The organism is Mesorhizobium sp. BH1-1-5 (assembly GCF_020165615.1).
GTDB lineage: Bacteria > Pseudomonadota > Alphaproteobacteria > Rhizobiales > Rhizobiaceae > Mesorhizobium.
In genome coordinates this window covers 58,214-84,377 of the sequence record NZ_JAIUIM010000030.1, presented here as the reverse complement: position 1 = coordinate 84,377, position 26,164 = coordinate 58,214, and the positions used below count along the sequence as shown (strand labels likewise).

Genomic DNA, 26,164 nt, shown 5'->3' with positions numbered 1-26,164 from the left:
ACCGGCGTGTCGCCGGCCATCTCCTCGACCATGTAGCTCTTCATCCGCTCTCAACTTCGGCCGCAGCCGCTTGTTCCTTTCGGTCAGAGTCGCGAAGCCTTGCCGTCAGTGCTTCAAGCGCCTCCACGTCGGGTGCGTATTGGGCCGCGTGCGCCGGATACCGTTGCATCTGCTGGCGATAGAACGTCAGCCATTTCGGCAAGTCGGCAATCGGGAACGTCCCTCGCCAAATGCCTTTCTCGAGCGTGAAGGTTCCCGCCGCCGAATCGTAAATCGCTTTCGTCTGCATGCTTGCCTGATAGCATTGGTCGGAGCGGGAACCATGCTCGGCGCCAACTGTTCCATGTGATTGGATCGGTGAGGAACAACACATGGCGGCGCCACGCGCGGTTTGGAAGGGCTTTCTAAAAGTCGGGTCGGTCGCCTGCGGGGTCAAGTTGGTGGGTGCGACCACAGAGGCCGGGAAGGTCCATTTCAAGATTCTGAATCGCCAAGACGGCTTGCCAGTCAAAAGCGCCTATATCGATGAAGAGACTGGCGAAGTCGTTCCCTCGGAGGACCAGATCAAAGGCTTTGAGGCGGAGAAGGGCGACTTCCTCGAGATAGAGCCTGACGAGATCAAGAAGCTGAAGCTCACGTCGCAACATACGCTGGACGTGGAAGGCTTCGTTTCGATCGACGATATCGACACGCGTTATCTCGAAAAGCCCTATTATGTCGTCCCATCTGACGGCGCCGCTGTCGAGGCGTTTTCGGTGCTGCGTGAAGCCATGGCCAAGAAGCGGGTCGCGGCGCGATCCTGCGTTGTTCTTTACCAGCGGGGCCGGGAGGTTATCATCCAGCCGTTCGGCAAAGGAATGCTCCTGACGGAATTGCGCACCCATAACGAGATGGTTTCAGAGCGCAGCGTTTTCGACGATCTGAAGAGCCCGAAGTACGACAAGGATCTGCTCGAAATTGCCGGGCTCCTGATCGACAAAAAGGTCACGAAGTTCGACCCGTCAAAGTTTGAAGACACCTACGAGGATGCGTTGATCGCTATGATCGACGCCAAGCGCAAAGGCAAGAAGCCGCCCAAGCCGGCGCCAAAGCCGAAGGAGAATGTCGTCAACCTGGCAGCGGTGCTGAAGAAGAGCCTTGCCGCGGAGGGTATCAAGGGATCGGCAAAGGCAAAGCCTGCGCGAAAATCGGCCTAGCCGGTTCCTCAAAGCCGGCGTCGCCGTGATAGACTGCCCGGGATGCTCGCGTTCCTTTTTCGTGGGAAACTCTATGTGCAACGATTATGAGCAGCACGTCGCTTGGGCTGAATATTGCCGGATGATGGCGTCGCTGGCGCTCAAGGTCTCGGCCCATCAAACCGAATTAGACCTACCGCAGGCAGACGATGTCCGCATCAATGATCCGGCGCCGATCATGCGCGCTGCCGGGGAGGCGATCGAACTTGCCTCCATGACGTTCGGTTTTCCCCCTTCGGGATCGAAAGGCGGGCCAGTATTCAATTTCCGATCGGAGGACCGCCGTTTTGCTGATAGCAACCGTTGCCTCGTGCCGGCGTCGGCGTTCTTCGAATTCAGAGGCACCAAATACCCAAAGGCGAAACACCGCTTCACGCTGAATGGATCGCTGTTCCTGGCCATCGCTGGACTCTGGCGTGAGGCGGCCGGCAACAAGCCGCCCACCTTCACTATGCTGACGACCGATCCCGGGCCGGATGTCGAGCCATATCACAATCGGCAGGTGGTCGTGCTTCAGCCCGAGAACTGGAACGCCTGGCTCGACCTGTCGAAACCAGAGAGTGAGCTATTGCGACCGCTGCCGGCCGGGTCGCTATCCGTTGAGACTGTGCGGCCAGAGCGGTCCTAATCGCGCAGGGCTTCGGGCACGCTGAGTGGTCCCATTTCCAGAATTCGCTCGTAGGCGCCCTGGCGGCGCCAGACGCCACGAGGGTGTCCGTTCTCTCGGTCACGCTTCGGATCGAAAGCGACGCCGCCGAAGTGGTCGAAGAAGGCCACCGCGACTTCGCGATCGGCGAAGCAGTGCAACCGCCATTGTTCCTGCTTGCCGTCTTCCCAAATCGCGGTCACCGCTCTTGTCCGGCAGGACATGCTGCGCTCGTCAAGAAACCGCCTAATCAGCGTGTAATTGCGGTCCATGCAGATGTCGTCTGGCAACGCGACCTGGTGCGGCATATCGCGATCGATGGTCGACGGCGGTGGAATGCTGCGGCTGCGCCTTGTCATTCTAGCAATTCAAGCCGCAGCTCGCGCGGCACTTCTGGCCAGCCCGCACAACAGGCCTCAAGGGCAGCCTTGTTAGCTTTCATCCAGACCGCCGCAGCAGCATCGTCGTCTTCGGTAGGCTCTGCGTCCTCGGAAAAGCTTTGGCCGTCCCATCCTTCGAGGGCGAACATTCCGTCGGCGGCTTCCTCCGCAGTGATGCCGGCCTCGGCAAAAACGGCCTCCGCGGCAGATATACCGCGAGCCACTTCTTCGGGCGAAGCGCCTTCTAGGTTTAGGGTCATCTTCATGGATGCCTGCATATTGCCGACAGTGAACGAAATGAGAACAAAAAAGTCAAGGGACCCATTGACCGGCTAGGAATTTGTTCTCTATCTCAGACGGATCAGCAGGAACTCATGAATGGCACGGGCGGCTCGCTCGGCTGGCGGAGCTATGGGCAAAACAGCAGAGGACAATTTCAAGGTCGAGGTCTGGGACCGGGAGGAGTCCACACTGGTCGAAACCATCTCGCGGTCGCCGGATTTCATCGTGTCGCAGGCGGGATGGCAGGCTGCAATCCGGCGGCGGCCCGGAATGCTGCTCATTCATCGCAAGGCCGCGCGAGAATTCCTGGCGCTTTATCCGACGGCGCGCATCCTCGTCGCCGACGAGACCAATTTCATCAAGGACAGGCGGCATCGCTTCCTCAGCCGCGCGGCCACGGCCAGCTGGGACGCCATCATCATCACCCACTCCGCCTTCCGCTTCATCAGCGTTGCGTCCGCATTCGAACAGCAGATGATTGAGGGCGAGCTCGCGCTCTATGAGGTCCTGCTCACCAAGGTCGAGAACGGCGATCGCGTCTCGCGCAAGCGCCTCGAGCGGCTGAAGGAGGGCCTCAAGGAACGTCTGGAGGCCCTTGCCACCCGCAAGGACGACCTGCTCACCATCTCCGAGATCGGCGTCGATCAGATCATCGTCGACGAGGCGCAGGAGTTCAGGAAGCTCTCCTTCGCCACCAACATGTCGACGCTGAAGGGGATCGATCCGAATGGCTCGCAGTGCGCCTGGGACCTCTATGTGAAATCCCGCTTCATCGAGACAAGGAATCCGGGCCGGGCGCTCGTGCTGGCCTCCGGCACACCGATCACCAACACGCTGGGCGAGATGTTCTCGGTCCAGCGCTACCCCGGCTACGCGGCCCTGACCGAGCGCGGCCTGCACGAGTTCGACGACTGGGCTTCGACATTCGGCGATGTCACCACCGAGCTCGAGTTGCAGCCCAACGGCAAATACAAGCCGGTCACCCGCTTCGCCACTTTCGTCAACGTCCCGGAGCTGATCGCCATGTTCCGCTCCTTCGCGGACGTGGTCATGCCCGAGGACCTGCGCGACTATGTCAAGGTGCCGATGCTCTCGACGGACACGCGCCAGATCAGGACGTCCAAGCCCTCGGCCGCATTCAAGCGCTATCAGGTTCTCCTCGATGCCCGCATCAAGGCAATCGAATAGCGCGAACGCCCGCCTGAGCCCGGCGACGATATCCTGCTCTCGGTCATCACCGATGGCCGCCATGCGGCGATCGACCTGCGTCTGGTCCATCCCGACAATGACGATGAGCCGGACAACAAGCTCAACGACCTTGTCGCCAATGCCTACTGTATCTGGAAGGAGACGGCCGACAGCGCCTACGTCCGGCCGGACGGCAAGCCGTTCGAGCGCACCGGCGCCGCGCAGATGATCTTCAGCGATCTCGGCACCATCAACGTCGAGACGACACGTGGGTTCTCCGCCTATCGCTGGATCCGCGATGAATTGGTGGGCACGGGCGTGCCGGCGGCCGAGATCGCCTTCCTGCAGGATTTCAAGAAGTCCGAGGCCAAGCAGCGCCTCTTCGGCGACGTGCGTGCCGGCAAGGTCCGCTTCCTCATTGGCTCGTCCGACACGATGGGCGCCGGCGTCAACGCCCAACTCCGGCTCAAGGCGCTGCATCATCTCGACCTTCCGTGGCTCCCGTCGCAGATCGAGCAGCGCGAGGGCCGCATCCTGCGGCAGGGGAACCAGCACGACGTCGTCGACATTTTCGCCTACGCCACCGAAGGCTCGATGGACGCCCAGATGTGGAAGAACAACGAGCGCAAGGCCCGGTTCATCGCTGCGGCGCTATCGGGCGACACCTCGGTGCGCCGCCTCGACGACCTCGGCGAAGGCCAGGCCAACCAGTTTGCCACGGCTAAGGCCATCGCGTCCGGCGATCCGCGCCTGATGCAGAAGGCGGGCCTCGAAGCTGACATCGCGCGGCTCGAGCGGCTGCGGTCCGCGCATCAGGACGACCAGTTCGCCATTCGCCGGCAGCTCCGTGATGCCGAGCGCGACATCGAATACTCGACACGCCGGATTGCCGAGATCGGCCAGGACCTGGCGCGGCTGGTTCCGACGACGGGCGAGGCCTTCGGCATGCGCGTTGGCGACCGGATATTCACGGAGCGCAAAATCGCCGCCGCGCGCTGATGACCGAGATCCTCGCCCTGGTGCAGCTCCAGCACGTTGGCGCCCGCGCCATCGCCACGATCGGCGGATTCGAAGTCGAATACTCCGGAGAGCACTTCGGCCAGGACGGGTATCGCTACGCCACCATGCTGGTGCGTACTGGATCCGGGACGGAAATCGAGCTGCCCGTCACCACCACGCCACCGGGCGCGATTGCCCGGTTGGAACATATCCTCGATGCCTTCGAGGATGAACAGGGATGCTATCGTCATCGCCTCTGCTACGCGCAGAAGCGCTTGGCGACCTATCGGTCACGCGACGGTGTCACATTCGCTTTCTCGGACGAGCTCGCCGACAAGCGCCGACAGCTTGCCGAAACCGACAAATCCCTGGCGCGTGACATTGAGGTGCATGGCCAGAGGGGACGCGAGCAGCCGGCGCCTAGATTAACCGAGTCGCGTTCGTCGTCGATCAGCCCAAGCCGGGCCGAAAGCTCCGGGCGCGTTCTGCAAAACCGCGCACAGCGCTCCGTCATAAACTCCTCGAACGGTCGGCGCGCGAACGCGTTATCGCGTTTTCATTTGATCGCGCCACCTCGTATCGGCGGCGAAATCACCGGCCGACAAATCGGGACGCCCTGTCTCGACATGGTAATCTCTCGCGCATTCGACGCCGCTCCACCGCAGCTTTCGCTGCTTTAGTGCGAGCCGGACGAAAACTGCTCCAGGGTAACGCAGAGATTAGCTATCGCGGGAGGCGCCTTCTGATTGAGCACCCTCGTCAGCCGCTCATCAGCGGTCACGAAGCGCCAATTCCTGCTCATCGCCAGACAGATGTACATGCAATCGTAGGCCGGATGGCCAATATCCGTCGCCAGTTCGGTCGCCTTGGCGAGCAACCCGCGCATACCGAACAATTCGATATCGCTGCGCTCGAGCAAATTCGCTGCGAGCTTCGCCTCCTCGCGGCTGAGTTCGCCGCGCTGAATCTTCTTCCATAAAATGTTGGCGCACTCGACCGTCAGAAGCTCCGGCGCCGCCAAACGATGCCTTTGCCGCAAGCCAAGCGCGAGAGGCGTGCCGTCTTCTTCCACCACCCATTTGACGGCGATGCTGGCATCGATGACGAGCGTTTCCGTCACCGCTCGTCACGTCCTTCGCGCAGCAGGACCTCGGCGGGCGTCTGCTTGCGCCGCCCAGTGAGCTGCCGCAACTGGGCCGCCAGTTCATCGAACGAGGGTTCGACCTCCGTTTCCAAAACCTGTCTCAGAATCTCGCGATGTTCGGCTTCAGCCGAGCGCCCATGTCGGGCGGCCCGCCTCTTGAGCTTGGCGATTAAGTCGTCGTCCAGATTACGGACGTGCAGATTCCCGGCCATGGGGCCCTCCATGCTCTCATTGAGCACAAAGATAGCAATCGATGGCCTCCTGATCAAGATTTCCGCCGATCGCGGTGCAGCTCGCCAAACTCGCAGTCTGTTCGGATTTGAGGAGAGAAAAAAGGGGAGGGGAAAAGAAAGAAGGACCGTTCGCAGACCGGGTGGTGCGCCGACGCTGGCGCTCAATCGCGCCCGTCGCGATCCCGGCCCGTCATCCTGCGCAGGGCTGAAGAAGCCCCGCTCGTCCAGTCGCCGACGATAAGCCAGTTAAAGTCACAGTCGAGCTACCGGCGCCACTCCATCGCGACCTGGTCAGGTATGCGGAGATCCTTGGACTCGACACCGGGAAGCTGCGAACCGATCCCCTGCGTTTGATCGTGCCGATGCTTGAGCGGTTCATTGCATCGGATCGCGGCTTCGCGGCGGCGAAAAGGGTGCCGAAGTCTTAGTTGAGTTGCCTCGGAACGTGCGTGTCAACAAGTGCGCGGGCGATGCCTGCTCTGCCTGCGTCGCGATGGCTTGGTCGTCCCTGCTCCGGTCGCGCTTTGTCGGTCCTATCCGCCTAGGTCGATCCAGGCGGGTGCATGATCGCTCGGTTTTTCCCATCCACGGGTCTCGACATCGACATCGGCAGCTCGAACGGTCTCCGCCAGCGACGGGCTTACGAGCAGATGATCCATCCGTAGACCTGAGCTTCGGTCGTAGCCGCCGCGATAGGAGAAGTTCCAATAGGTGTAGATGCCTTTGCCGGGGTGGACCCGGCGCGTCGCATCCACCCACCCAATGCCCAACATGCGTGCGTAAGCTTCCCTGCTTTCCGGGAAGAAGACGGCATCGCCCACCCAGCGCCTCGGAACTACGGCGTCGATTTCGGTTGGAACGACATTGTAGTCGCCACAAAGGACGGTGCGCTCTGGTAATAGCGATCCGCTGTACTCAATCAGACGTTCGAGCCAACGTAACTTGTAGTCGAACCTGGGACCTGGCGCCGGATTTCCATTGGGTAGATAGATGCAGCCGACGACCAGCTTGTCGACCTCCGCCTCCAGATAGCGGCTGTGCGTGTCATCGGGATCGCCCGGCAAGCCGCGGCGGCGCTCGACCGGATCCCTCCCACGCGCCAGAATAGCCACGCCGTTGTAGGATTTCTGGCCGTGCCAGACAGCGCCATAACCGGCGTCTCGGATGGCTTCGATCGGAAATTTGTCGTCGGATGTTTTCAGCTCCTGAAGGCAGATTACGTCATAACTCGTCTCGCCGAGCCACTTCAGGAGCACAGGCAGGCGGCCGTTGACCCCATTGACGTTAAAGGTCGCGATCCTGGGCATTGCTGATCTCCCTGCGTGGCTTCGCCTGGACTTGCAACGCGAGAAGCAGATGTGGGTTCAACTTCTTCGTGGAACTGTTCGTCCGACCGACGGTTGAAAATTGGTGTCAACTCATGGAGGCTTGCATGGCCAGCGGCGACAAATCGAAATCCACTGAAAACCAGGAGCGCCAACCCCGGAAAGACACAGATCGAGAAAAGCAGGAAGCGGCCGCGAAAACGCCCGGCAAGACCAACGACTGGGATCGCGACGCCGTGCATGGCGACGGCGACACGGTCGGCATTGAGCCGGGCACCGAATAGTCCGTTCGCAGAGGCTGTGACATGTGTTTTCGGGAGCGTCCATTGCACGTCAATCTGCGGGACCGGGAGGTGCATTGACGCTGTTGGACGGATGGCTTCGAATGAGGCCAAGCACGGATTGTGCGGCTTTTCGTGTTGAAGCGAACTCTATCGGAGATCTATTTAAAGGGATGCCCGCCCGCCGAAAGATCGACCCGACCACCAAGCTGGTCGCGGAGTGGCCTCTTTCCCCGGCTGCGACACGCGGATCGTCTGTGAGAGCCAGGGACATCTTCCTCGAAATGCGCGCCCGCCTGGCGTGTGACTTAAGAGATCTGCTCCGCATCGAGTCCCGCGTGCTTACATTGCGCCTGCCGGAGGGCTCGGATGTCGATGTTGATGCGGCATCGGCGATCGTGTCCAAAGCTATGCGCGACATCGAGGACCTGCCGGTGATCCCTCGCGAAGTCGAGGACATCCTGGCGATCTCCTCCGGCGAGCGGCACCGCTGGCTGAGGGACGGTCGCTTGCAGAGCGCCGGAACCAGAACGGTCAAACTTCGCGGCCGCGCTCGCAAGATCACCTTTCATGTGTTCGACCCGCGCCACATCGAAGATGTGCTCGATCGTGACCTGGTCACCGGCTGGCGGGAAGAAGACGCGGCGAGAGCTGCCGAGAATAGGCGCCGGGCGGCCGTCAAGGCCGCCCTCAAACGTGCCCAAAAGAGCGGTCGTGCGGCTGCGGGAATTTTCGCTTGGCCCCATCGAAGAATGGAGAATGGAAGTCTCGGACGAGGAGGGCCAATTGCTCCTCTCGGTCACTGTTCGCATTGAACGTCACGAGTGACGGCCGAGCTACAGATGGAGATAATTCGGGGTGAAGTCTGCATATGCTTTGAGGCGTACGACATCGGGAATATGAACGATATTTTCCCGGAAGGTGACCAGTCCGGCCTCCCGTAGCGACGCCGCATATGGCGCAGAACACGAACGCCCGTCGTTCGTCGATCGATGGGCGCACCACGCGGCATAGCGGCTATGCCGTCAGCCAGCGCATCCGCAAGCGCATTGAGGAGGCGTTTGGATGGATCAAGACGGTCGCCGGGCAGGAGAAGACCAAATTGCGCGGCCGCGACCGCGTCGGGTGGGCCTTCACCTTCGCGGCCGCCGCTTACAATCTGGTGCGGCTGCCCAAGCTCATAGCGGCCCCGGAATGACCGCGCCCGCAGGCTGCCAACTGATCGGCCGCTGGCGGATCATCGAAGCCGATCTGTGGGATCGCGGTTACCTCAACCTCGGTGGACCCGCAACCATCACCATCGGACCCGACAACAAAGTCGAGATCGCCTTTGGCGCCCTGCAAGCCGGCCTCGATTTGAGCTACTGCCCCTCGATAGTTCACTTCACATGGAGTGGATGTGACGAGATGGATGAAGTCACAGGCGATGGCCATGCCGAATTGCTCGACGACGGCTCGATCGAGATCACATTCGCCTACCACAACGGCGACGAGGCCATCCTCAAGGCTATGCGTCAGGCTTCTTCAACAGCCTCCTAGAGGTCGAACCTGGAACGCTTCTCCGCAACGTTCCGCAGGCGCAGTAGCGGGGACCCCGAACTCGCGTGAGGCAGCGATCGCAAAGCGATTCTCGTCTTCCTGTTTGGAACATCCCGGCGCGCCAAATATTAGGACGCCCTAACGTCAGGGGAGCACGGGATGAGGTTTGTTGCTATCATGGATCCGACCGACGAATGGCTGGTCTTCGACCGATCAACTGATCTCCCGGCAGAAGTGAATAACAGGCCGCTCATTGGGCTATCGCAATCGGAAGCCGAGCGCCTGGCAGATGAGGCCAATGTCCAACTATTGTTGCGCGAGGGATCAGCTCTGTCGCGAGCCTTGTTCCCCAGCATGCCGCGACCACTCAATTTTGAATGCGGTAACCTTCGGTGCGCCTTACAATGGCTGAATGCCACGGTGTGTGTTCGAAGTTGCGACAAACGGGCAAAGCTTTGCCGACGTCCTGCATACGCATCGCGCCCGCCGACGGCACGCCAAACCGCTCTCGTTCGGCGGATCGGACATCGTGATCATTTCCGTGTCCTGGTATCTCGAGGAGCCGAGAATCGAAACCCACTGAATGGCGCCGCCGCCTCGCAAAAAGTTTCGGTCGAGCGATGGAAACAGGAACGTTCCTATTTCTCAGACATTCTCAGTCTGCACCCTAGTCCACTCCTCCTTCCTGGGGCCGGAACATTGTCATCCAGAGAAAATAATTTGCCGAACCCCGGCACCGACCAGATTTCAATCGTCGATCTCATTCCCGCCTTGCGGGCTTTTGCGCGGACCTTCTGTCGCGCGCCTGACGATGCCGACGATCTTGTGCAGGAAACGCTGACCAAGGGGCTTGCCAATCTGGACAAGTTCGAGCCGGGTACGCGCCTGAAGTCCTGGCTCTTCACCATCATGCGCAACACGTACTACACGCGTGTCAAAGCAGCGGCCAGGGAGGCGCCCGGGCTGCTTGACTGCGCCTCCAGCCGGCCGATTTCGGAACCCTCGCAAGATTGGTCTGTTCAAACCAGGGAAGTGCATCACGCCATCCAGAAACTACCTTCGCAACAGCGCGAGGTGCTGATGCTGATCGGCGTGCTGGGCGTCAGCTACGACGAAACCGCCGAGATATGCGGCTGCGCCGTCGGCACGGTCAAAAGCCGCCTCAACCGCGCACGTGCCAGCGTTCTGGGGTTTCTTGGGGAGAACTCGCCTAAGGCGCTGATCGAGCGGCGCCGCCAGCTGTCCGACAATCATTGGGATACGGAAAGCGGCACGCGCTAACGCAGGTGCGTGGCGGTCGAGTTTTACAGCATGTCTCCCGGGAGTCGGCCAGGTTCGGGATAAAGATATGCTTAAAATCAAAGACATAAAGCAGGCCGCATGAATCCTTTTTCACGCGACCTGCTTTAAGTGCGTAAAGTAGGCTATTTAGTGGTTCACGACCGCTCTGCTCCTGCCGCATCGGCTCTGCGCTTTTCAGTCAGCGCGGTTTGCAATTCGCGTGCAAGGTTGATGAGACGGTCAGGGACCTTCTCCCGCTCGATAGCGGCCAGCAACGATGCGATCTCCCGGTCCAAGCCCTGGTTCGCTTGGGCGCAAAGACCGCTCTCTCTCGTGCGAGACATCGCATTCTCTTAACAAACAGAGGCCCCATCAATCTCACTGAGGCATACCCGGTCCGCGTTTGCGAAGCGCGTGCCGCAGACCGTGGGATTTCCCATCCGTTGTCAGCGGATTTCGTGGCAACGGATGATCTCGGAGCATCAGCTCAGTCCTTGGTAAGGCGGTTCGCCGCGTGGTCCTGATACTGATCGAACTTGATCCGGTTGCCGTCCAGACCGCGTTGCTCGGTATGCTGCTTCTTGTCCCGGTTCGACAGGACATCGTTCTCGCCAACCATATCTTTTTCAAGCGTTGTCTTCGCTCCGGTTCCGGAACCCTTGCCCTGACTGCCGCGGCCGATGTGCTTCTTGCCGCCGGTCGCCATTGTTCTTCTCCTGGTCTGCCTGCGTGAAACTCTTCGGCGACCGAACTGCCGCTCGCGCGTTATGTTCCGCCGCTCCGACGGACAACGAAGACCGTGCCGTCCCAACTGCCGAAAGGCATTTCGCCGTCGACCAGGACATCCATGCCAAATGCACGGGCAAGACGGTTAGTATCTGCGGAATCGGCGTCCGGCGAAGTCCGGTAGGAATAGTTGAGTATCGCCGCCATTCCTCCTTGCCGCAGCACGCGCGCAATCTCGCCGAAATGCCGCTCAGCAACCCCGGCAAGCACCAGGTAGGGAAAACTGTCCATGGCCAGCACGCAGTCGAAGCTCGCATCGGCAAAATCACCGAGGTCAAGGCCCAAGGTCAGATGAAATTCCACATTTGCAAGGCCGGCGCACCGCCGGCGCGCGATGTCGATCATCCCGGGCGAGATATCGATGCCAACGACATGTCCTGCCATGGCGCCGAGCACATATTCGAGGCGGCCGATACCGCAGCCGATATCCAATATGTGTTTGTGGGCGCCGAGCAAGCCCTGACGTTCCAGCCACAATGCAACCTCTCCGGTTGTGGCCGAAAGCCTGTCCTCGTCGCCCAACGACGACAATTGCACGCTGGCCGCTGGGGAGATGGCTACCGCCCGATCGAAGCCGCCGGCCAGCCGCTCGACGGTCATGGCGTCCGTTTCACCGTCGGCACGGTCATGCGACACGCAGGCAGCCGCTCTGCGGACCTCGTCGAAGGCGGCGGCCTTACCACGAAGGGTCGTCGCGATGTCTTCCAACCAGCATCGCCGGGAGATTCGACCAGAGCGCATGTCCAGTGCGATATCCGCGAGTTGCATCGGGCTGGTCGCCTGATCGACATAGACGGCCAACCTGGCTACCGCGTTGTCGACGGAGAGGTCGTCGGCCATGCAGTCCTCGAGGAGGCGGCTGGCAACGGCCCTGGTTCGCCCCGAGGCGGTCACGGTGCTGTGCTCCGGGTCCAGACCTTCTGCGCTGTCCAGCGGTCGATGGCGCCCCAGCCATATTTGTAGCCTTCCCGGCCGCGCAGAAAATCGAACTCGCGCGCGCCTTCGTTCGCGGCCTCGGTGATGGCATGGCCGATCAGGATCGCGCCGGGGCTTTCGTCTGCATAAGCCGGGTCGAAACCACCGAGATAGGCATAGGCTCGGTCGCGGTGATGAAATCCATAATAGGCGCCGACCACGGCGTCGCCGATCTGGATCGTTAAGCATCGCGCCAGGCCGTTGTCGGCAAGCCGCGGCAGGGCCCTGCGATGAAATTCCACGGCCATATCGGACAGCACGCCCCCGCCATCGCCAGCCCAGCGCGCGCCATGCAGCCGCATCAGCCTATCGAGAAATCTCTGCGGATCGGACTCGCCGCGGCTGATAACAACGGGTCCTCTTCGTTGGGCAGCTCGCTCGGCGCGGCGCAACTGACGTCTTCGTCTTGGTGGAACCGAGCGGGCGAGAGTTGGATCGCCGTCGAGCATGAGCACGGGACAGGCGTGCGCCATAGACCGGTGCTCTTCGGCATCCCGGAGCTCAAGGCTCAGCGACACGGCATCGGCCGAGAGGTCGGGCAGGATCCACTGCGACCATTCCAGCGACAGAGCAGCTTCGGCGATAGCGGCGCCGGCCTGCACCTTCAAGGCCGGCGCACACAGAACGTCGAGATAGTCGCTCAATGAGATGCCGATGGGCAGCAGGCGCAAGCCGCTCTCATGCCTTTCGATATAGAGCGGCGCCAGGCCTGCGAGATCGTCTCCGGTCCACACGGCAATCATCGCGAGATTGCCTGGCGCGAATGTCCGCCACCACGGAATGAGCCAGGCAGGAGACTGGAACGGCGTCGCCGAGACACTTCGCGACCAGAGCCGCCACCAACACGGCTCCAGCTCTTCAAATGCTTCCGGATCGTGAATGATCTCGGTGCGCAGACCGCCCATCAGGCGGTTCCCAGCAACGCGCGAGCGGCGCCAAGCTTGGCCAGCGCTTCATAGGCATTCATATAGGATGTGATCATGCCTTCCAGGGAGAAGCGGCGACGCGCCTCGGCCCGGCATGCCTCATGGTCCAGGGCTCCGGAATCTACGATGGCTGCCGCCATCTCTTCGACGTCGTTGACCAGGAACCCGGTCCTGCCGTGTTGGACGACATCGAGAAGCGCGCCGTTCGGAAACGCGACGACAGGTGTGCCGCAGGCGAGCGCCTCCATCGCCACAAGTGAGCTTGTTTCGGCGGCAAGGCTGGGAATGATCAGGCAGCGGGCGGCGTTGAGCAGCCGCCGCTTCGCCAGAAAGCCGAGCGGTCCAAGAAAGCGCCGCTGCCGATCGAGACGGGGACAGACCTCGTCGGCAAAGTAACGCAGATGGGTCTCGTAGCGATAGACCTTGCCAGCGATTGCCAGGGGAACGCTGGCTCGCCTTGCTGCTTCCTGCGCGAGATGGATGCCTTTTTCAGGGCAGATGCGGCTGAGGATCAGCGCGAAATTGCGTCGCGATCGTGGCTCATGCAGCGCCTCGATATCGACGCCGTTCGGAATGGGTGGCGCTAGTCTCGATCCCGCCGGCGCTGTGCTGTGCTGCGCCGGCGAGACCGCGTGCAGCCACAGGTCCTCACGTGATGGCGCAAGCACCTCGGACGGATACCAGTCAAGCGGCAGGTGCAACGTCACCAGCGTTGGGCCGTCGCAGGGCAGATAGGCATCGAAGTCGATGCCGTGGAGATGCACGACATCGATCGGCCAGCGGGCGCGGGCGGCTGCGATCGCATTGCGATGCACTTGATGGGCACGATCCTTCGCCTCCTCATCAAGCACACCCGCTTCGGTGGGTGTTTCGACCAGGGTTCCGGCCGTCTGCGACCCCTGGCATGCCACGACCATGGAACGATGGCCCTGTCGCACCAGCGCACGATCCAACGCCGAGAGGACCTGCTCGGCGCCGCCGACCGCGTCAGGCCCGACGGGGGCGAGGGGGTAGGCGACGTTGAGGACAGTCAGTGTCATCGCTGATCGCGCCCGCCCTCACCATGCCGCCGACACGCGCTGCCTTGGTGCCATGTCCTCGCCGATCGCGGGAGCGTAGCGGCGGATCATCGCCGCGCAGAACTCGGCGAATTCCTCAGGGACCTGGGGCGGACTGGTGTGATGAGGCTGCAGACCGCGATGCTCCGGCGTGAAGCAGAAGGTGACCGTGACGTTGAAATCAGCGAGCGCTTCCATCTGGCGATCGAACCAGTCCAGCGCATTCGGCCGAAAACTGTCGGCCCAGGACAACCCGGTGCGCAGGTGGGTGACGCCCAGACGCTGCATCCAGGCAACAGCGTCGTCCAGCCGATGGTCCTCATAGTGGAACCATTGCACCAGGCCCATTTGGGGAGTGTGGCGCACGAACTCCTCGAGCGCAGGCTTGGGCGTGCCGTCCTCGCGCAGCAGGCCCATGTAGAAATGCCTGTAATAGGACGAACCTTCCGCTTCGCGATGGCGTGTCGTCGCCTCCCAGGAACGCGGCAGATCATAGAGGCTGTACCACTGCACGCGCGGCGCAAGTCCCAACAAAAGCTTCGCCGTCCGGCGCAAGCCCCAGACTTGCACCTCCTCGGCGCCGAAGGTCGACACACCGACTTCGCTGACCCACACCGGAATGTCGGCGACCGTCGCGATCTCTCCGAGCTTGTGAGGCCACTCGTGGATTTGCCAGAGGTTCCAGTCGAGCGGAAAGCCATGCACGGCGACGGCGTCGACATGGTCGAGCACGCCGAACTCCTTCATGCGCGTCATGAAGCCGGCATCGATCGGCGAAATGCCGCCCAGCACCTTTGTAATGGCAGGATTTTCTCGGCCGATTGCGTCAGCCGCCAGCGTCGCCATCGTGGCAAACCGGCGCCAGTCCGGGTCGAGCTCCGGATCCCAGTGCGATTTGTTGTTGGGCTCGTTCCAGATCATGGCGGCTTCAATCATGGGTCTCTCCTTTCGAAGGATAGACGGCGGCGGTGCCGATCGGTTCGCCGGACGCGCGGCAGAAATAGATCTCGTCTTCAGGGTGAAGCAGAATCTCGAAACCGGCGCTGCGCAGCATCGCCTCGGTGCAGGCGCGGTTCGGAATCCACCAATTGGTGGGGTCATCGGCGTAGCGATGCTCGATGAAATGCAGCTTCGGAAATTCGGGCTGGTCGAACAGGTCGCGCGTCCAGAAATGGTAGTTCTGTTCGAGCGCCAGCACGTCGCCGCTGCCGCGCTGCATCGACTGGAAGATCATCAGGTCGTCCGCGACATGCGCGCGGATCAGGTCGAGCGCCAGGAGGGGGTGGCGCAGGTGGTAGAGCACGCCCATGAACAGCACGATGTCGAACCGCTCGCCTAGCGAGGCGACGTCATAGACCGACAGTTCCCTGAACTCGATGTCGCAGTCCGCGATCTCGGCGGCGAAACGGGCCTGGGCAAGATAGGCCTGGTCGAAGTCGACGCCGAGCACCCGATCGGCGCCGCGCTTCTTCATTTCGATCGAGTAGAAGCCGGCGTTGCAGCCGATATCGAGCACCGATTTACCCGAAAGATCAGACGGAATGGCATCCGCGAATTTGCGCCATTTGATCAGCGGGTAGTTGCCGAGGAAATGATCGGGGGCGGTCTCCACGCCCGCCAGTTCCATGTTGTGGAACCACGGCCCCAATGCGTCGATGCGCCGACGTATTTCCGTGCTGGAACGCAGCATGGCTAAGCTCCTTCGCCTGGAACGGTTGGCGCTGGCGAGCAGTCCTGCGCGGCGACCATCGGCAACGTCCCATCTTCAACCGCATCGTTGCGCTCGAGCAGCCTGAGCGCTGTGCGATAGCCGTTGAAAGTACCGACATCGACATAGGCGGTCCCGGCCTTGACGCCGTAAGCCTCGCCTCCCGCCGCAAGATATGCGTTGACCAGAGTTCCGAAATACTCGTCAAAACCGTCGCGCTGGCGCCAAAGGGCGGCAAGCTCATGGAAGATACGGCCCGGCATCTTGAAGGCCCCCCAGACCCAGTTCGTCGCGGCGTCAGCTTGCTTGACTTGGATTTGCTCGATCCGCCCGTTTCCATCGAGGACGACAGCGTCGAACAATTCCGGGCGATCGACCGGAAACATCAGGAAGGACAGCCGGTCGTCGGCCAGGCGGCAGAAGCCGTCTTCTGGAAACCAGATCGTGTCCGGAAGGCCGACCAGGACCGTTTCTTCAGGCGTGACAAGCGGTGCCGCGCGGAAGATCGCGTCGCAAAGCCCAACCGGAGAAGGCTGCGCTACGAAGATGGCCGCGGCGTCGTCATAGCCGCCGGCGTAATATTCGAGGATATCCGACTTGCCGGAACCGATGATGAAGCAGATGCGATCAACGCCGTTGCAGACCATCCGTCGCACCAGATACTCGCTCACCGCGCATGGGCGCTCGATCTGGCCATCCAGCCGGCTGCCGACCGGCAGCAGCTCCTTGGAGAAACCCAACGGCTGAATGCGGCTGCCGCGACCGGCGGCAGGCACGATGCCCAACATCAGACAACTTCCTCCATTGTGCCACTCGCCATGGACGAAAAAGCGTCGTTCAGGATACGGTCCAATTCGGCAGCGCGATGCGCGGATGTGTGCTCGTCGAGGACGCGCTCCTGGGCGCGGCGGCCGAGCGTGGCAATCTCACTGTCCGACAGGCCGAGCGCGGCAACGACATCGCCTGTACTGTCCGCCAACAGAATCTCGCTGCCAGGCGTGAAGAAGCTGTCGAGGCCGGCCCAGTCGTCCGAGATGATCGCGGTGCCGCAAGCGGCCGCCTCGAAGAGACGGCCTGACGGGCACCAGCCCTGTCGCGCCATCGCCTCGCGGGTGACATTCAGCGTCAGGCGCGAGGAGGAAAAGAAGGCCGGGTGGTCGGCGGGCGGCAGGTGCCTGACGAAATAGATGTTGCTGCTCCAGGGGAAGTCCTGCGGGTACTGCGCCCCGCCTATGACGAAACGGCGGTTCGGCAGTCGGGCCGCTGGAGCGACGAGCAGTCTTTCCACCCCCGCCTGCCGGTCCGCGGCATAGGTCCCGAGATAGGACAGATCGCATGCGAACTCGGGCCTGGACTGCGCCGGCCGGTGTCGGTTGGGGTCGACATGGCCGTAAAGCGGCAGGACATAATGTGCGCCAAGAATGGTCTTCAGTGTGTCGATCACCGGCCCTCCGGTATAACTCAGGACCAGATCGAAATCGCGCAGGCCCTTCGGCTCGAAATAGGCCGGGTAATCACCTCGCTCGATGCTCGCCAGCGTCACGGGTGTATCGAGGTCGTAAAACACCTTCAGGCCGCGACAGCTTTCGTTGGCTAGGCGCGAGGCCTCCACGGCGTCCGGACAATAGGAGGTGACGATGACGACCTCGGCTTCCCATATCGCGGCCTCGGCGCCTTGGCGGATGGACTCCCAATCCTGGTAGAGAACGATATCGCCGCCGCTCAGCCGGTCGATGTCCCTGGCACCGGCGTAGTAGGGCGTATCGCGCTCGAAAAAGCTGATCGACCAGCCAAGCCGCGCCAGCGCCCCAATCAGTCCGCGCCAGAGCGTGGCGTGCCCGTTACCCCACGAGGATGTGACGGTGAGGCCGAAAATGACCATGCGCATCGGTTACCGCTCCGTCAGGCGATTTCATTCAAACGGATCAGCTTGGAGCCCCAGTCGCCGTGGACGACCGTTGTGATGGAGGCCGGCGCGATGTCGAAGCGGAAGCAATCGCCGAGCTGCAGACCGAGGATCGCGCAGACAGCCGCCTTGATCACATCGGCATGGCTGACAAGCGCGATGCACTGACCCTGTCCATTTTCGCGCAGCGCGTCCATCAGGCCGATCATCCTTTGCTGGACATCCAGCATGGTCTCGCCGCTCGGAGTGCGGGCGCTCTGGCGCTGCTCGTTCCAAAGCCGCCAGCTTGCATCGCCGTTCAGTTCTTCGAAGGTCTTGCCCGACCACTCGCCGAAGTCGATCTCGTCGAGTTCTCTGCAGATCGCGAACTTCTCAATCTGACAAGCGATGGCGATCGGCTTCGCTGTTTCCAGTGTGCGCTCGCGTGGGCTGCTCAAGATCGCCGCGAGCGGCTCTCGCGCCATCCGTCGCGCGAGATGCAGCGCCTGAGCTTGGCCAGCTTCGCCGAGGCGAACGCCTTCAAGCCGCCCGGCCAAGTGCGACCCGACATGATCATGCGCCGCGTGGCGAATCAGAAAAAACGTCGTAGTCATTCGGCGGCGTCCAGCATCGGCTCGTCATTGCCGGCGATGAAGGCGAGCGTCCGCAGACGTGCTTCTGCGTCGGTGAACTGCTCCGGCGGCGACTTCATGAAATAGCTGCTGGGTCCTGTAAGCGCGCCAGCAATGCCGCGGTCGAGGGCAAGCTTGGCGCAGCGGACGGCGTCGATGACGACGCCTGCTGAGTTGGGCGAGTCCCAAACCTCCAGCTTGAGCTCGGCATTGAGCGGCACACCGCCGAAGGTGGTGCCTTCGACCCGAATATAGGCCCATTTGCGATCGGTCAGCCACGGGACATGGTCGCTGGGTCCGACATGGATGTTGCCGGCCTCAAGCGGGACGTCGATCTGGCTGGTGACGGACTGCGTCTTGGAAATCTTCTTCGATTCCAGCCGCTCGCGCTCGAGCATGTTGAGAAAGTCGGTGTTGCCGCCGAAGTTGAGCTGATAGGTGCGATCGATGCGCACGCCGCGCTCGCGGAAGAGATTGGCTAGCAGCCGGTGCACGATAGTTGCGCCGACCTGGCTCTTGATGTCGTCGCCGACCAGGGGAAGGCCGCGTTCCTCAAAGCGTTGGCGCCATTCCGGCCTCGAAGCGATGAAGACAGGGATGCAATTGACGAAGGCGCAGCCGGCTTCGAGCGCACATTCGGCATAGAATCGCGTGGCCTGTTCGGAGCCGACGGGAAGATAGGATATCAGAACCTCGGCTCCGCTTTCGCGGAGCCGCGCGATTACATCTGCGATCGGTTCATTCGATTCTTCGATCTCACCCCGAAGGTATTTGCCGATGCCGTCGAGTGTCGGGCCGCGCTCCACACTGACGCCGGTCGGCGCGACGTCGGCGAAACGGAAGGTGTTGTTGGGCGCGGTGTAGATCGCTTCGGCCACATCGCGCCCAACCTTGTTTTTCGCAACATCGAAGGCGCAGACGACCTCGATATCGTCGACGTGATAGCCGCCGAGATCGGCATGCATCAGCCCGGGGATCGGCTCGTTGCCGTTGGCGTGGCGATAATAGGAGAGACCTTGCACCAGGGATGATGCGCAATTGCCCACGCCGATAATGCCGATGCGAACTTTCTTCGATGTCACGAAACCGCTGCCTCTTCTAGTTGGAGGTAAGTTCCTCGGCGCCGAACCGGGAGTGGCCGCGAATGTTCCTTCCCGCTGCGAAAAATTGCTCGATCTCCAAAAAACTGCCGGCCTGATTCCGGATCAAACAGGCGCGGCTCTGCGTTGGCGGCCAGACAGCTGGGAAGGAGCCGTATGGTCATCTTCGGCGACCACAAGCGAACGCGTAGCGCACAGCAGCTCAGGGAGGCTGTCTTGGCCGCCGCTGGAGCAATCGGCGATCTGCCTGCCGGCATCGAACGTCATGCTGCTGTGGTCGATCTTTTCGTCACCGCCTCTGAACTTGTGCAGGGCCTTGCCGATGCGGAATTCGACAGCAAAGGTGTCGACAGCAGGTCGTCGAGGCAGAAGCTGGGTTCTGAAATCCTTGTCGAGTTGTCGCGGGAAATCCTGCGATCTTGGCGACAAGGATTTGCCCGAAGCGGAGGGCTCGATGCATCGCTGCTTGCAAAACTTGCCGCCATCGACTGCGGCAGCCCAATAACCACCGGTCCGGCTGAAGGCTTCGCGCTGTACGCACTCTACCCGGAAACCTATCTGCTTGCGGCGCTGCAGTCCGGCCTCGACGCAAACACCTGTGTCATCGGGATCCGCAGCATCGGTCTCGGCCTGGCAGCAATGGTCGCAGCCGCCCTCCGAGCACCACTGCCCCTGAGCGTGAGGCCGATTGGACACCCCTTTCGCCGGCACGTCTGCGCTGCGCCCGAACTGATTGGTGACTGGCGGGACAAACCAGAAGCCAGATTTGCGATCGTGGATGAAGGCCCGGGCCTCTCCGGCAGCTCATTTCATGCGGTTATAACCTGGCTGGAGGAGCAAGGCATTTGCCGAGAGCGCATCCACCTGTTCCCAAGTCACCGCGGGGGGCCGGGCGCACACGCTTCGGCAGACATCCAGGAGATGTGGAGCCGCTGCCGATGCCATGTCGCGGACTTCGAAGCAGCCTTCGATGGATGCGTCGCGCCGAGCCTTCGACAATGGATGGCGAACCTCCTCGGCAAGGCTGATGTCGAACTCAGCGAAATCTCCGGCGGCGAATGGCGCAAACATATCTCAGTGACGTCCGACCATTGGCCGCCTGCATTTCCGGCATTCGAGCGGCGCAAATTCATGCCTTCGGCCAGCGGTGAGCGCTGGCTGGCGAAGTTCGCGGGCTTCGGCGAGAGCGGAGGTCGCAAGCTGCGTACGGCCAAGGCACTGCACGAAGCGGGCTTTGGCGCTCAGCCGGTCGGACTCTGCCACGGTTTCCTGGTCGAGCGCTGGATCGATGCCGACAGGCTGGACCGGGTAGGGATGGCAAGGGATCTGCTGATCGAATGGCTTGGGCGTTACCTCGGCTGGCGAGCCGCCAGGCTGCAGACGGACGAGAGCGGCGCGTCGTTGGACCAACTCGCGCGCATGTCGGTGCAGAACTGCGAGGAGGCGCTGGGCAAGACGCCGGCGGATGCCTTGCAGGCATGGTTTGCCTGTCAGCCATCACCGGGTCCGACGCGCCGGGTCGAGATCGATGGACGGCTGCACGCTTGGGAAATTCTGGTCCACCCGGACGGGAGCCTGCTCAAGACGGACGCGGTCGATCATTGCCGATCGCACGATCTTATCGGCTGTCAGGGCATAGAATGGGACATTGCCGGCGCGCGGGTCGAGCACGACCTGTCCGCCGCCGAGCTTTCGAAGCTCATCGGCCGCATCGAGCGGACGATATCTATCAACAGGGCCCTGGTCTACTATCTCGAGCCCGGCTATCTCGCATTTCAGCTCGGCCTCTGGACGATTGTAGGGCAATCGGCCAACGACGAAGACCGGATGCGTGCGACGCGCCAAGTCGAACGTTACAAAACCGGAATTGTTCGGCTTCTGGGCTGTTGAGGACCAAGCACGCAGGAGTCAGTCCAGCCTGCGCAGCATGTCGGCTTCCTGCTCCAGGATGCTCGCCACTTCTTCCCGTTGCAGATGCGTCATCATCAGGCTGACGCAGCACTCGAGATAGGTGATGGAAGCTCTTCGCAGGAAAGCGGCGGTTTGCACCGCCGCCATCTGCTCGATGTCCTTGACTGGTCGCTTCGGCTGCATAGCTCTTCCTCCGTCGCGGTTGTCATGCCCAATCGCGATCTCGGTTGGTTGTTCCGCCCCAAGGGAAAGAAGCCGGTGACTCAAAGCTGCAGGTTCTGGAGCTTTCCGATACCTGCCCTGTCGATCACCGCCATGGGCTCCATCGCCGCCTCATCGAGCTCCGTAAAGTAGCTGATCGTCTGGAGCAGGCCCTGCCTGAGCGGTACCCTGGGAGACCAGCCTAGCAATGCTTTCGCGCGAGCTATGTCGGGACGCCGCCGACGGGGGTCGTCCTGAGGCAGAGGCAGGAATTTCACCGGCGATCTGGTGCCGGTCAGTTCGCGCACCAGCTTTGCCAACTCGAGGATCGAAAATTCTCCCGGATTGCCGAGATTGACCGGCTGGTGCGGATTGGGATCGACATCCATCAGGCGGCGCAATCCCTCGACCAGATCGGTGACATAGCAGAAAGAGCGGGTCTGCAGGCCATCACCGAAGATCGTCAGCGGCCGTTTCTCGATCGCCTGCATGACCAGGTTCGAGACGATGCGGCCGTCCGCGGGGTCCATCCTGGGCCCATATGTGTTGAAGATGCGGGCGACGCGAACGTCGGCCATCTCGGCTCGGAGATAATCGAAACAGAGCGTTTCGGCGCCGCGCTTGCCCTCGTCGTAACAGGCCCGCGGTCCGGTGCAGTTGACGTGGCCGACATAGTCCTCGCGCTGCGGATGCTGTTCCGGATCGCCATAGACTTCGCTGGTTGATGCCTGCAGGAAGCGCGCGCCATTGCTGGCGGCCAGCTCCAAAAGATTGAGGGTCCCGATGACGCAGGTGCGCGTGGTGTGGATCGGGTCGGCTTGATAGCGAGGCGGCGATGCCGCGCAGGCCAGATTGAAAACGCGATGGACAGGTTCACCGAGTTCCAGCGGGGTGCAAACGTCCTGCTTGATCAGTCGAAAGCGCACCTGACCAACCAGCGAGCTGATATTCTCCATTCTGCCGGTGAGGAAATTGTCGACGCAGATCACGCGATAGCCGTCACGCAGCAGCGCCTCGCACAAATGCGAACCGAGGAAACCGGCACCGCCGGCAACAAGCGCCGTCCGTGTATGTTCAGCTCTTTTTGATCGCCGCATCTCGATGGTCTCCTGTCTGCCGCTTATGCTGCACTTTCGACGTCCAGATCGATCGCCGTGCGGGCGTCGACAGACGGCGTCAGCGCCGAAACGAATTCACCTGCCCTAGCAATGGCCGTATGTCTTGAAAGCACCGACGCGCGCGCGAGTCTGGCCATGTCGAGCCTAGCCCGCTCGGATTTGGCGCTGAGGATCTCCTCGACATCTGCGGCATTGGTCGCGGTCTCGATCGCCGGTCCCGGGAAAAAATCGTCGAGCCCAGGCCAGCGGTCGCTTATGATCGGCGTGCCACAAGCAGCGGCCTCGAAGAGCCGCACGCTAGGCGACCATCCTGCCGCGATCATCGACGCCCGCGTAAGGTTCAGCGTGTAACGCTGGCGGCTGTAGAAAGCTGCATGTTCGGAAGGCGGCAGGTGCTCGATCCGCTCGACATTGTCCGGCCAGGCGATGTCGCAGGGATATTGCGAGCCGGCAACGACGAAGCGGCGGTCCGGCAAGCGGCGCGCAGGCTCCAGAAGCAGCGCTTCCAATGAGGGCTGCCGGTCCGCGCTATAGGTGCCAAGATAGCCAAGGTCCCATTCGATGGCTTGTCTGGTGCGACGATGCCGCGTTGGGTCCACCGAGCAGTAGAGCGCCTCCGCCCGGCGGGCGCCGAACTCGGACTTCAGCCGCGCCAGCGTAGGTCCGCCGGTGAAGGAGAAATAGACGTCGAAATAGGGGATCTGCCGGTGGGCAAGATAGTCGCAATCGTCCTCGGCAACCCGCGTAAGCGTTACCGGGGTATCGATGTCGTAGAAGCAGAACTGTCCCGTGCACAGCGAAGCAAGATCGTCGATGATTGCCCGGCCTTCCGGCACGAAGGAGCCCATCACCACAGCGTCAGCCCGCTGCAGCTCCTGTCTATGGCTGCAGCGCAGCTCCGAGACCGTCTCGTAATAGCGCAAGTCGCAAAAATCGGGATCGCGCAGGTCCCGGTGATGCGCGTACCAGGGAACGTCGCGTTCAAAGAAGGTGATGCGATGGCCGAGCTCGTGAAGCGCGCGGAGCAGTCCCCGAAAAGTTGTCGCGTGGCCGTTGCCCCAGGACGAAGACAGGGAAAGGCCGAGGAAAACGATTTCGAGCGGTTTCGTCATTCTGCAGCCTCCATTGCCCGGCGCTCGAAATGCGCCTTGAAGATGTCATCCACCAACTGGGCTCTCAGCGTATAGGTATGCTCGGCCAGAACGCGCCGCAGCGCTGCCGCGCCGATCGCCTTCGCCCTTTGCGGCGTCAGCGTGCACATGATCTCGGCGACATCGGCGCCGTCCCGCGCGACCAGAATCTCTTCGCCGGGGGTAAGAAACAATTCGATGCCGAGCCAGGCGTCGGTGATCAGGCATGCGCTCGCGCCCGCCGCCTCGAACACGCGGGTGGCGGGCGAAAAGCCGTTGGTCGCCATGCTGTCGCGGCTGATGTTAAGCACCGCTTTCGGCGTGACGTTGAAAGCGTTGTGGTCGCGCGTGCCGACATGGCCGAGCCACGACACGTTTGACGGCAAGGGCTTGTCTCCCCAACCGGAGCCGCCAAGCAGGAAGCGTTGACCGCTAAGCGAACGGGCTGGATCGAGGAAGAAGGCATCCACGCGCGCCTCGCGGTCGGGAAGGCGATTGCCCAGGAACGCCAAGTCACAGGCAAAGCGCGAATTGGCGGAGACCGGGTGATGCGTCTCCGGATCGAGCGCGTTATAGATCGGTATGCACTCCGCTGCGCCAAGAGCACGATAATCCCAGACGACCGGGTCGCCGCCGCCATAAGTGAGCACCAGCCCGATCCTCTTCAGAGCCTCGTGTAACGGGTGTTCGGCGTCATTGCGCAACTCGCTTAGGGTCGCTGGCGCGTCGACATCCCAGAAGACGGTCAGCGCATCTGGGCGGGCATTGTCGAGGACTGCCTGCAGCAGCGCATCGTCTTCGAAGCCGACGCCGCTTGCCGTGACCACGACGTCTGCCTGCGCGGCGCGCGATGCAACTTGCATCAGCGCGTGCGGGGTCGGCTCGTAGACCACGACGCTGCACCAGTCCGGCGCCTCGATGTCGCGGTGCTGCTGCCGATCATAGACGTTGGGCTCATAAAAGACGATGTCATAGCCGCGCTGCGAAAGCGCCTTGAGCAGGCCCCGGTAATAGGTGGCCGCGCCATTCCAATAGGACGACAGCAGGCTCGATCCGTAAAAGGCGATCTTCATGCGGCGGCCTCCGTTGCGGGTTTGATTTCGGCCGCGTCGCGATTGCCGCATGCGGCGAGGATGGCGAACAATTCGTCGGCGCGGTGCCGGCATGTGTGCCGCGACAGGATGGTCTCCAGCCCCGATGCGGTCAGCGCTTCCGCAAGCTGACTATCGTTCAGCACGTCGCGGAGGTGGCCTCGCATCTCGGCGCCGTTTCGGGCGAAGAGGAAATCCGTTCCGGCACGGAACAGCCCTTCGACATCCGACCATGGCGCAGACACAAGCGGAATCCCGCAGGCCAGTGCCTCGAAGATGCGAATTGTCGGAATGCCAGGCAGGCTCTCCCGGTAGGGCCTGCGCGGGATGTGCATGGTGACGCGATGCCGCGCGAAGGCCTTCGGCACATCTGCATTGGCGATCCAACCTTCATAGTGCAGGCCGGCATCCGCGAGGGCCGTCAGCGCATCCGGCGGATAGCGCACGCCGTGAATGGTTCCCGATGGCCTAAGCGCGCTTGCCGGCTGGATCAGAAATTCGTCGATCTCGGCGCTGCGTTCGTCGTCGCCCCAATTGCCGATCCAGACGAGGTCGGAGACGGGGTCGATTTTCGGGCACGGCTTGAACAGCCGGTCGTCAGCCGCCTCATGCCACGTGAAGACCCGTTTGCCCCAGCCGGCACGAAGGTAGCTCTCCCGCAGCACTTCGCCAAAGACCAACACGCCATCATAATGATGGAGTTGAAGCGCTGCGATGGCCTGCGCCGCCGAGATGGCGCGATGATGAGTGTCGTGGAACAGTAGCGTGAAATCGCCACCCTGGCCCCGGATGCGGCCGATGCGAGCGATGAGTTCAGGGTCGGTCCATTCATGAACGATGACGACGTCTGCGCTGGCGAGCCACGACTCGTGCTGGAAACCCGCGTCGTAGGTGACCGCCATCAATTCCGGAAAATCCTTGCGAAAGCGCTCGACGGCGAAGGGGCCTTGCTCGGCGAGGAGGTTCGATCGGCTCCAGCCGTCGGCGGGCTCCAACGCGACCACCTCATGGCCGCGCGCGACAAGCTCGCGCATGGTGCCGCGCTGGAAATGCGCGTTGCCGTGGTTCCAGTCGGAAACCGCCGAATGGGTGTAGAACAGAAAACGCATG

General features: G+C 62.0%; 28 protein-coding genes and 3 pseudogenes. 10 read left to right on the top strand and 21 right to left on the bottom strand.

All coding sequences use genetic code 11. The features are described from left to right. Nucleotides 1-40: 40 nt before the first annotated feature. The gene (locus LB572_RS29365; protein WP_140801398.1) at nucleotides 41-289 is read right to left on the bottom strand and encodes a hypothetical protein; all 249 of its coding nucleotides are present in this window, start codon (nucleotides 287-289) and stop codon (nucleotides 41-43) included. Between the two features lie 82 nt (nucleotides 290-371). Between LB572_RS29365 and LB572_RS29360 the strand changes: the two genes are divergently transcribed. Next, nucleotides 372-1,196, top strand: coding sequence for a Ku protein (locus LB572_RS29360; protein ID WP_140801399.1), 825 nt, complete (start codon nucleotides 372-374; stop codon nucleotides 1,194-1,196). A 73-nt stretch (nucleotides 1,197-1,269) separates the two neighbouring features. Then, nucleotides 1,270-1,863 carry an SOS response-associated peptidase gene (locus LB572_RS29355; protein ID WP_140801400.1) on the top strand — a complete coding sequence of 198 codons (594 nt, stop codon included), beginning with the start codon at nucleotides 1,270-1,272 and terminating at the stop codon, nucleotides 1,861-1,863. On the opposite strand, the gene LB572_RS29350 is transcribed toward LB572_RS29355, so the two are convergent. Further along, complete coding sequence (locus LB572_RS29350) at nucleotides 1,860-2,240, bottom strand: hypothetical protein (RefSeq protein WP_140801401.1); 381 nt, start codon at nucleotides 2,238-2,240, stop codon at nucleotides 1,860-1,862. The two genes, LB572_RS29355 and LB572_RS29350, sit on opposite strands and share 4 nt — an antisense overlap. Beyond that, nucleotides 2,237-2,527 (bottom strand): hypothetical protein, encoded by a 291-nt coding sequence (locus tag LB572_RS29345; RefSeq protein WP_140801402.1) that lies wholly within the window; start codon nucleotides 2,525-2,527, stop codon nucleotides 2,237-2,239. Before LB572_RS29345 ends, LB572_RS29350 begins: the two co-directional genes overlap by 4 nt. A gap of 304 nt (nucleotides 2,528-2,831) precedes the next feature. Between LB572_RS29345 and LB572_RS29340 the strand changes: the two are divergent. Continuing rightward, a pseudogene (locus LB572_RS29340) lies at nucleotides 2,832-5,116 on the top strand (helicase-related protein); the annotation flags it as partial. 290 nt (nucleotides 5,117-5,406) lie between these two features. Here LB572_RS29340 and LB572_RS29335 read toward each other — a convergent pair. Together LB572_RS29335 and LB572_RS29330 are read right to left on the bottom strand one after the other, a co-directional pair. Further along, nucleotides 5,407-5,850 (bottom strand): type II toxin-antitoxin system VapC family toxin, encoded by a 444-nt coding sequence (locus LB572_RS29335; RefSeq protein WP_140801403.1) that lies wholly within the window; start codon nucleotides 5,848-5,850, stop codon nucleotides 5,407-5,409. After that, nucleotides 5,847-6,086 (bottom strand): FitA-like ribbon-helix-helix domain-containing protein, encoded by a 240-nt coding sequence (locus LB572_RS29330; RefSeq protein WP_140801404.1) that lies wholly within the window; start codon nucleotides 6,084-6,086, stop codon nucleotides 5,847-5,849. The genes LB572_RS29335 and LB572_RS29330 overlap by 4 nt, the downstream gene beginning before the upstream one ends. 245 nt (nucleotides 6,087-6,331) lie before the next feature. Here LB572_RS29330 and LB572_RS29325 point away from each other — a divergent pair. Next, nucleotides 6,332-6,535, top strand: a pseudogene (locus tag LB572_RS29325) (DUF2274 domain-containing protein); the annotation flags it as partial. 105 nt (nucleotides 6,536-6,640) lie between these two features. Here the strand turns inward: LB572_RS29325 and xth are convergent. After that, nucleotides 6,641-7,414, bottom strand: a complete 774-nt coding sequence (xth, locus tag LB572_RS29320; protein WP_140801405.1) for an exodeoxyribonuclease III — start codon at nucleotides 7,412-7,414, stop codon at nucleotides 6,641-6,643. Nucleotides 7,415-7,539: 125 nt separating this feature from the next. Between xth and LB572_RS29315 the strand changes: the two genes are divergently transcribed. The 5 genes and pseudogenes from LB572_RS29315 to LB572_RS29295 all read left to right on the top strand — a co-directional run bounded on the left by LB572_RS29315 (nucleotide 7,540) and on the right by LB572_RS29295 (nucleotide 10,533). Next, the gene (locus tag LB572_RS29315; protein ID WP_181179073.1) at nucleotides 7,540-7,716 is read left to right on the top strand and encodes a hypothetical protein; all 177 of its coding nucleotides are present in this window, start codon (nucleotides 7,540-7,542) and stop codon (nucleotides 7,714-7,716) included. Between the two features lie 170 nt (nucleotides 7,717-7,886). Further along, the gene (locus tag LB572_RS29310) at nucleotides 7,887-8,528 is read left to right on the top strand and encodes a hypothetical protein (protein WP_224670189.1); all 642 of its coding nucleotides are present in this window, start codon (nucleotides 7,887-7,889) and stop codon (nucleotides 8,526-8,528) included. A 131-nt stretch (nucleotides 8,529-8,659) separates the two neighbouring features. After that, nucleotides 8,660-8,911: pseudogene (locus LB572_RS29305) on the top strand (transposase); the annotation flags it as partial. Continuing rightward, nucleotides 8,908-9,252 (top strand): hypothetical protein, encoded by a 345-nt coding sequence (locus LB572_RS29300; RefSeq protein WP_224670186.1) that lies wholly within the window; start codon nucleotides 8,908-8,910, stop codon nucleotides 9,250-9,252. The pseudogene LB572_RS29305 and the gene LB572_RS29300, both read left to right, overlap by 4 nt. A gap of 720 nt (nucleotides 9,253-9,972) precedes the next feature. After that, entirely contained in the window at nucleotides 9,973-10,533 is a 561-nt protein-coding gene (locus tag LB572_RS29295) for a sigma-70 family RNA polymerase sigma factor (protein WP_140801408.1), read from the top strand. A 487-nt stretch (nucleotides 10,534-11,020) separates the two neighbouring features. Here the strand turns inward: LB572_RS29295 and LB572_RS29285 are convergent, their stop codons facing one another. The 10 genes from LB572_RS29285 to LB572_RS29240 are packed head-to-tail and all read right to left on the bottom strand — an operon-like array spanning nucleotide 11,021 to nucleotide 19,585. Next, complete coding sequence (locus LB572_RS29285) at nucleotides 11,021-11,239, bottom strand: hypothetical protein (RefSeq protein ID WP_140801410.1); 219 nt, start codon at nucleotides 11,237-11,239, stop codon at nucleotides 11,021-11,023. Between the two features lie 59 nt (nucleotides 11,240-11,298). Further along, entirely contained in the window at nucleotides 11,299-12,159 is an 861-nt protein-coding gene (locus tag LB572_RS29280; RefSeq protein ID WP_224670185.1) for a class I SAM-dependent methyltransferase, read from the bottom strand. A 50-nt stretch (nucleotides 12,160-12,209) separates the two neighbouring features. Further along, on the bottom strand, nucleotides 12,210-13,199 hold the full coding sequence (locus LB572_RS29275; protein WP_140801412.1) for a GNAT family N-acetyltransferase: 990 nt from the start codon (nucleotides 13,197-13,199) through the stop codon (nucleotides 12,210-12,212). Next, on the bottom strand, nucleotides 13,199-14,260 hold the full coding sequence (locus tag LB572_RS29270; protein WP_224670184.1) for a glycosyltransferase: 1,062 nt from the start codon (nucleotides 14,258-14,260) through the stop codon (nucleotides 13,199-13,201). The genes LB572_RS29275 and LB572_RS29270 overlap by 1 nt, the downstream gene beginning before the upstream one ends. A gap of 18 nt (nucleotides 14,261-14,278) precedes the next feature. Next, nucleotides 14,279-15,214, bottom strand: coding sequence for a beta-xylosidase (locus tag LB572_RS29265; RefSeq protein ID WP_140801414.1), 936 nt, complete (start codon nucleotides 15,212-15,214; stop codon nucleotides 14,279-14,281). Beyond that, nucleotides 15,207-15,968, bottom strand: coding sequence for a TIGR04290 family methyltransferase (locus tag LB572_RS29260; RefSeq protein WP_140801415.1), 762 nt, complete (start codon nucleotides 15,966-15,968; stop codon nucleotides 15,207-15,209). The genes LB572_RS29265 and LB572_RS29260 overlap by 8 nt, the downstream gene beginning before the upstream one ends. A 2-nt stretch (nucleotides 15,969-15,970) precedes the next feature. After that, nucleotides 15,971-16,774, bottom strand: a complete 804-nt coding sequence (locus tag LB572_RS29255; RefSeq protein ID WP_140801416.1) for a sugar phosphate nucleotidyltransferase — start codon at nucleotides 16,772-16,774, stop codon at nucleotides 15,971-15,973. Next, nucleotides 16,774-17,874 (bottom strand): glycosyltransferase, encoded by a 1,101-nt coding sequence (locus tag LB572_RS29250; RefSeq protein ID WP_140801417.1) that lies wholly within the window; start codon nucleotides 17,872-17,874, stop codon nucleotides 16,774-16,776. The genes LB572_RS29255 and LB572_RS29250 overlap by 1 nt, the downstream gene beginning before the upstream one ends. Before the next feature lie 14 nt (nucleotides 17,875-17,888). Continuing rightward, on the bottom strand, nucleotides 17,889-18,485 hold the full coding sequence (locus LB572_RS29245) for a histidine phosphatase family protein (RefSeq protein ID WP_140801418.1): 597 nt from the start codon (nucleotides 18,483-18,485) through the stop codon (nucleotides 17,889-17,891). Beyond that, nucleotides 18,482-19,585: an inositol-3-phosphate synthase gene (locus LB572_RS29240; protein ID WP_140801419.1), complete on the bottom strand. Its 1,104-nt coding sequence runs from the start codon at nucleotides 19,583-19,585 to the stop codon at nucleotides 18,482-18,484. The genes LB572_RS29245 and LB572_RS29240 overlap by 4 nt, the downstream gene beginning before the upstream one ends. Nucleotides 19,586-19,759: 174 nt before the next feature. Between LB572_RS29240 and LB572_RS29235 the strand changes: the two genes are divergently transcribed. Beyond that, entirely contained in the window at nucleotides 19,760-21,493 is a 1,734-nt protein-coding gene (locus LB572_RS29235; RefSeq protein ID WP_140801420.1) for a hypothetical protein, read from the top strand. 18 nt (nucleotides 21,494-21,511) lie between these two features. Here the strand turns inward: LB572_RS29235 and LB572_RS29230 are convergent, their stop codons facing one another. From LB572_RS29230 to LB572_RS29210, 5 genes are all read right to left on the bottom strand, one after another. Next, the gene (locus LB572_RS29230; protein WP_140801421.1) at nucleotides 21,512-21,697 is read right to left on the bottom strand and encodes a hypothetical protein; all 186 of its coding nucleotides are present in this window, start codon (nucleotides 21,695-21,697) and stop codon (nucleotides 21,512-21,514) included. Nucleotides 21,698-21,777: 80 nt separating this feature from the next. Beyond that, nucleotides 21,778-22,812 carry a UDP-glucuronic acid decarboxylase family protein gene (locus tag LB572_RS29225; protein WP_140801422.1) on the bottom strand — a complete coding sequence of 345 codons (1,035 nt, stop codon included), beginning with the start codon at nucleotides 22,810-22,812 and terminating at the stop codon, nucleotides 21,778-21,780. A gap of 23 nt (nucleotides 22,813-22,835) precedes the next feature. After that, nucleotides 22,836-23,945: a glycosyltransferase gene (locus LB572_RS29220; RefSeq protein ID WP_140801423.1), complete on the bottom strand. Its 1,110-nt coding sequence runs from the start codon at nucleotides 23,943-23,945 to the stop codon at nucleotides 22,836-22,838. Beyond that, nucleotides 23,942-25,036, bottom strand: coding sequence for a glycosyltransferase (locus LB572_RS29215; RefSeq protein ID WP_140801424.1), 1,095 nt, complete (start codon nucleotides 25,034-25,036; stop codon nucleotides 23,942-23,944). Before LB572_RS29215 ends, LB572_RS29220 begins: the two co-directional genes overlap by 4 nt. After that, entirely contained in the window at nucleotides 25,033-26,163 is a 1,131-nt protein-coding gene (locus LB572_RS29210; protein WP_140801425.1) for a glycosyltransferase, read from the bottom strand. The genes LB572_RS29215 and LB572_RS29210 overlap by 4 nt, the downstream gene beginning before the upstream one ends. Nucleotide 26,164 lies beyond the last annotated feature (1 nt).

Coding starts and splice junctions, on each gene's coding strand:
- LB572_RS29365 (WP_140801398.1), bottom strand. CDS start 289: ATGCAGACGAAAGCGATTTACGATTCGGCGGCGGGAACCTTCACGCTC.
- LB572_RS29360 (WP_140801399.1), top strand. CDS start 372: ATGGCGGCGCCACGCGCGGTTTGGAAGGGCTTTCTAAAAGTCGGGTCG.
- LB572_RS29355 (WP_140801400.1), top strand. CDS start 1,270: ATGTGCAACGATTATGAGCAGCACGTCGCTTGGGCTGAATATTGCCGG.
- LB572_RS29350 (WP_140801401.1), bottom strand. CDS start 2,240: ATGACAAGGCGCAGCCGCAGCATTCCACCGCCGTCGACCATCGATCGC.
- LB572_RS29345 (WP_140801402.1), bottom strand. CDS start 2,527: ATGAAGATGACCCTAAACCTAGAAGGCGCTTCGCCCGAAGAAGTGGCT.
- LB572_RS29330 (WP_140801404.1), bottom strand. CDS start 6,086: ATGGCCGGGAATCTGCACGTCCGTAATCTGGACGACGACTTAATCGCC.
- xth (WP_140801405.1), bottom strand. CDS start 7,414: ATGCCCAGGATCGCGACCTTTAACGTCAATGGGGTCAACGGCCGCCTG.
- LB572_RS29315 (WP_181179073.1), top strand. CDS start 7,540: ATGGCCAGCGGCGACAAATCGAAATCCACTGAAAACCAGGAGCGCCAA.
- LB572_RS29310 (WP_224670189.1), top strand. CDS start 7,887: ATGCCCGCCCGCCGAAAGATCGACCCGACCACCAAGCTGGTCGCGGAG.
- LB572_RS29300 (WP_224670186.1), top strand. CDS start 8,908: ATGACCGCGCCCGCAGGCTGCCAACTGATCGGCCGCTGGCGGATCATC.
- LB572_RS29285 (WP_140801410.1), bottom strand. CDS start 11,239: ATGGCGACCGGCGGCAAGAAGCACATCGGCCGCGGCAGTCAGGGCAAG.
- LB572_RS29280 (WP_224670185.1), bottom strand. CDS start 12,159: ATGGCCGACGACCTCTCCGTCGACAACGCGGTAGCCAGGTTGGCCGTC.
- LB572_RS29275 (WP_140801412.1), bottom strand. CDS start 13,199: ATGGGCGGTCTGCGCACCGAGATCATTCACGATCCGGAAGCATTTGAA.
- LB572_RS29270 (WP_224670184.1), bottom strand. CDS start 14,260: ATGACACTGACTGTCCTCAACGTCGCCTACCCCCTCGCCCCCGTCGGG.
- LB572_RS29265 (WP_140801414.1), bottom strand. CDS start 15,214: ATGATTGAAGCCGCCATGATCTGGAACGAGCCCAACAACAAATCGCAC.
- LB572_RS29260 (WP_140801415.1), bottom strand. CDS start 15,968: ATGCTGCGTTCCAGCACGGAAATACGTCGGCGCATCGACGCATTGGGG.
- LB572_RS29255 (WP_140801416.1), bottom strand. CDS start 16,774: ATGTTGGGCATCGTGCCTGCCGCCGGTCGCGGCAGCCGCATTCAGCCG.
- LB572_RS29250 (WP_140801417.1), bottom strand. CDS start 17,874: ATGCGCATGGTCATTTTCGGCCTCACCGTCACATCCTCGTGGGGTAAC.
- LB572_RS29245 (WP_140801418.1), bottom strand. CDS start 18,485: ATGACTACGACGTTTTTTCTGATTCGCCACGCGGCGCATGATCATGTC.
- LB572_RS29235 (WP_140801420.1), top strand. CDS start 19,760: ATGGTCATCTTCGGCGACCACAAGCGAACGCGTAGCGCACAGCAGCTC.
- LB572_RS29230 (WP_140801421.1), bottom strand. CDS start 21,697: ATGCAGCCGAAGCGACCAGTCAAGGACATCGAGCAGATGGCGGCGGTG.
- LB572_RS29225 (WP_140801422.1), bottom strand. CDS start 22,812: ATGCGGCGATCAAAAAGAGCTGAACATACACGGACGGCGCTTGTTGCC.
- LB572_RS29220 (WP_140801423.1), bottom strand. CDS start 23,945: ATGACGAAACCGCTCGAAATCGTTTTCCTCGGCCTTTCCCTGTCTTCG.
- LB572_RS29215 (WP_140801424.1), bottom strand. CDS start 25,036: ATGAAGATCGCCTTTTACGGATCGAGCCTGCTGTCGTCCTATTGGAAT.
- LB572_RS29210 (WP_140801425.1), bottom strand. CDS start 26,163: ATGCGTTTTCTGTTCTACACCCATTCGGCGGTTTCCGACTGGAACCAC.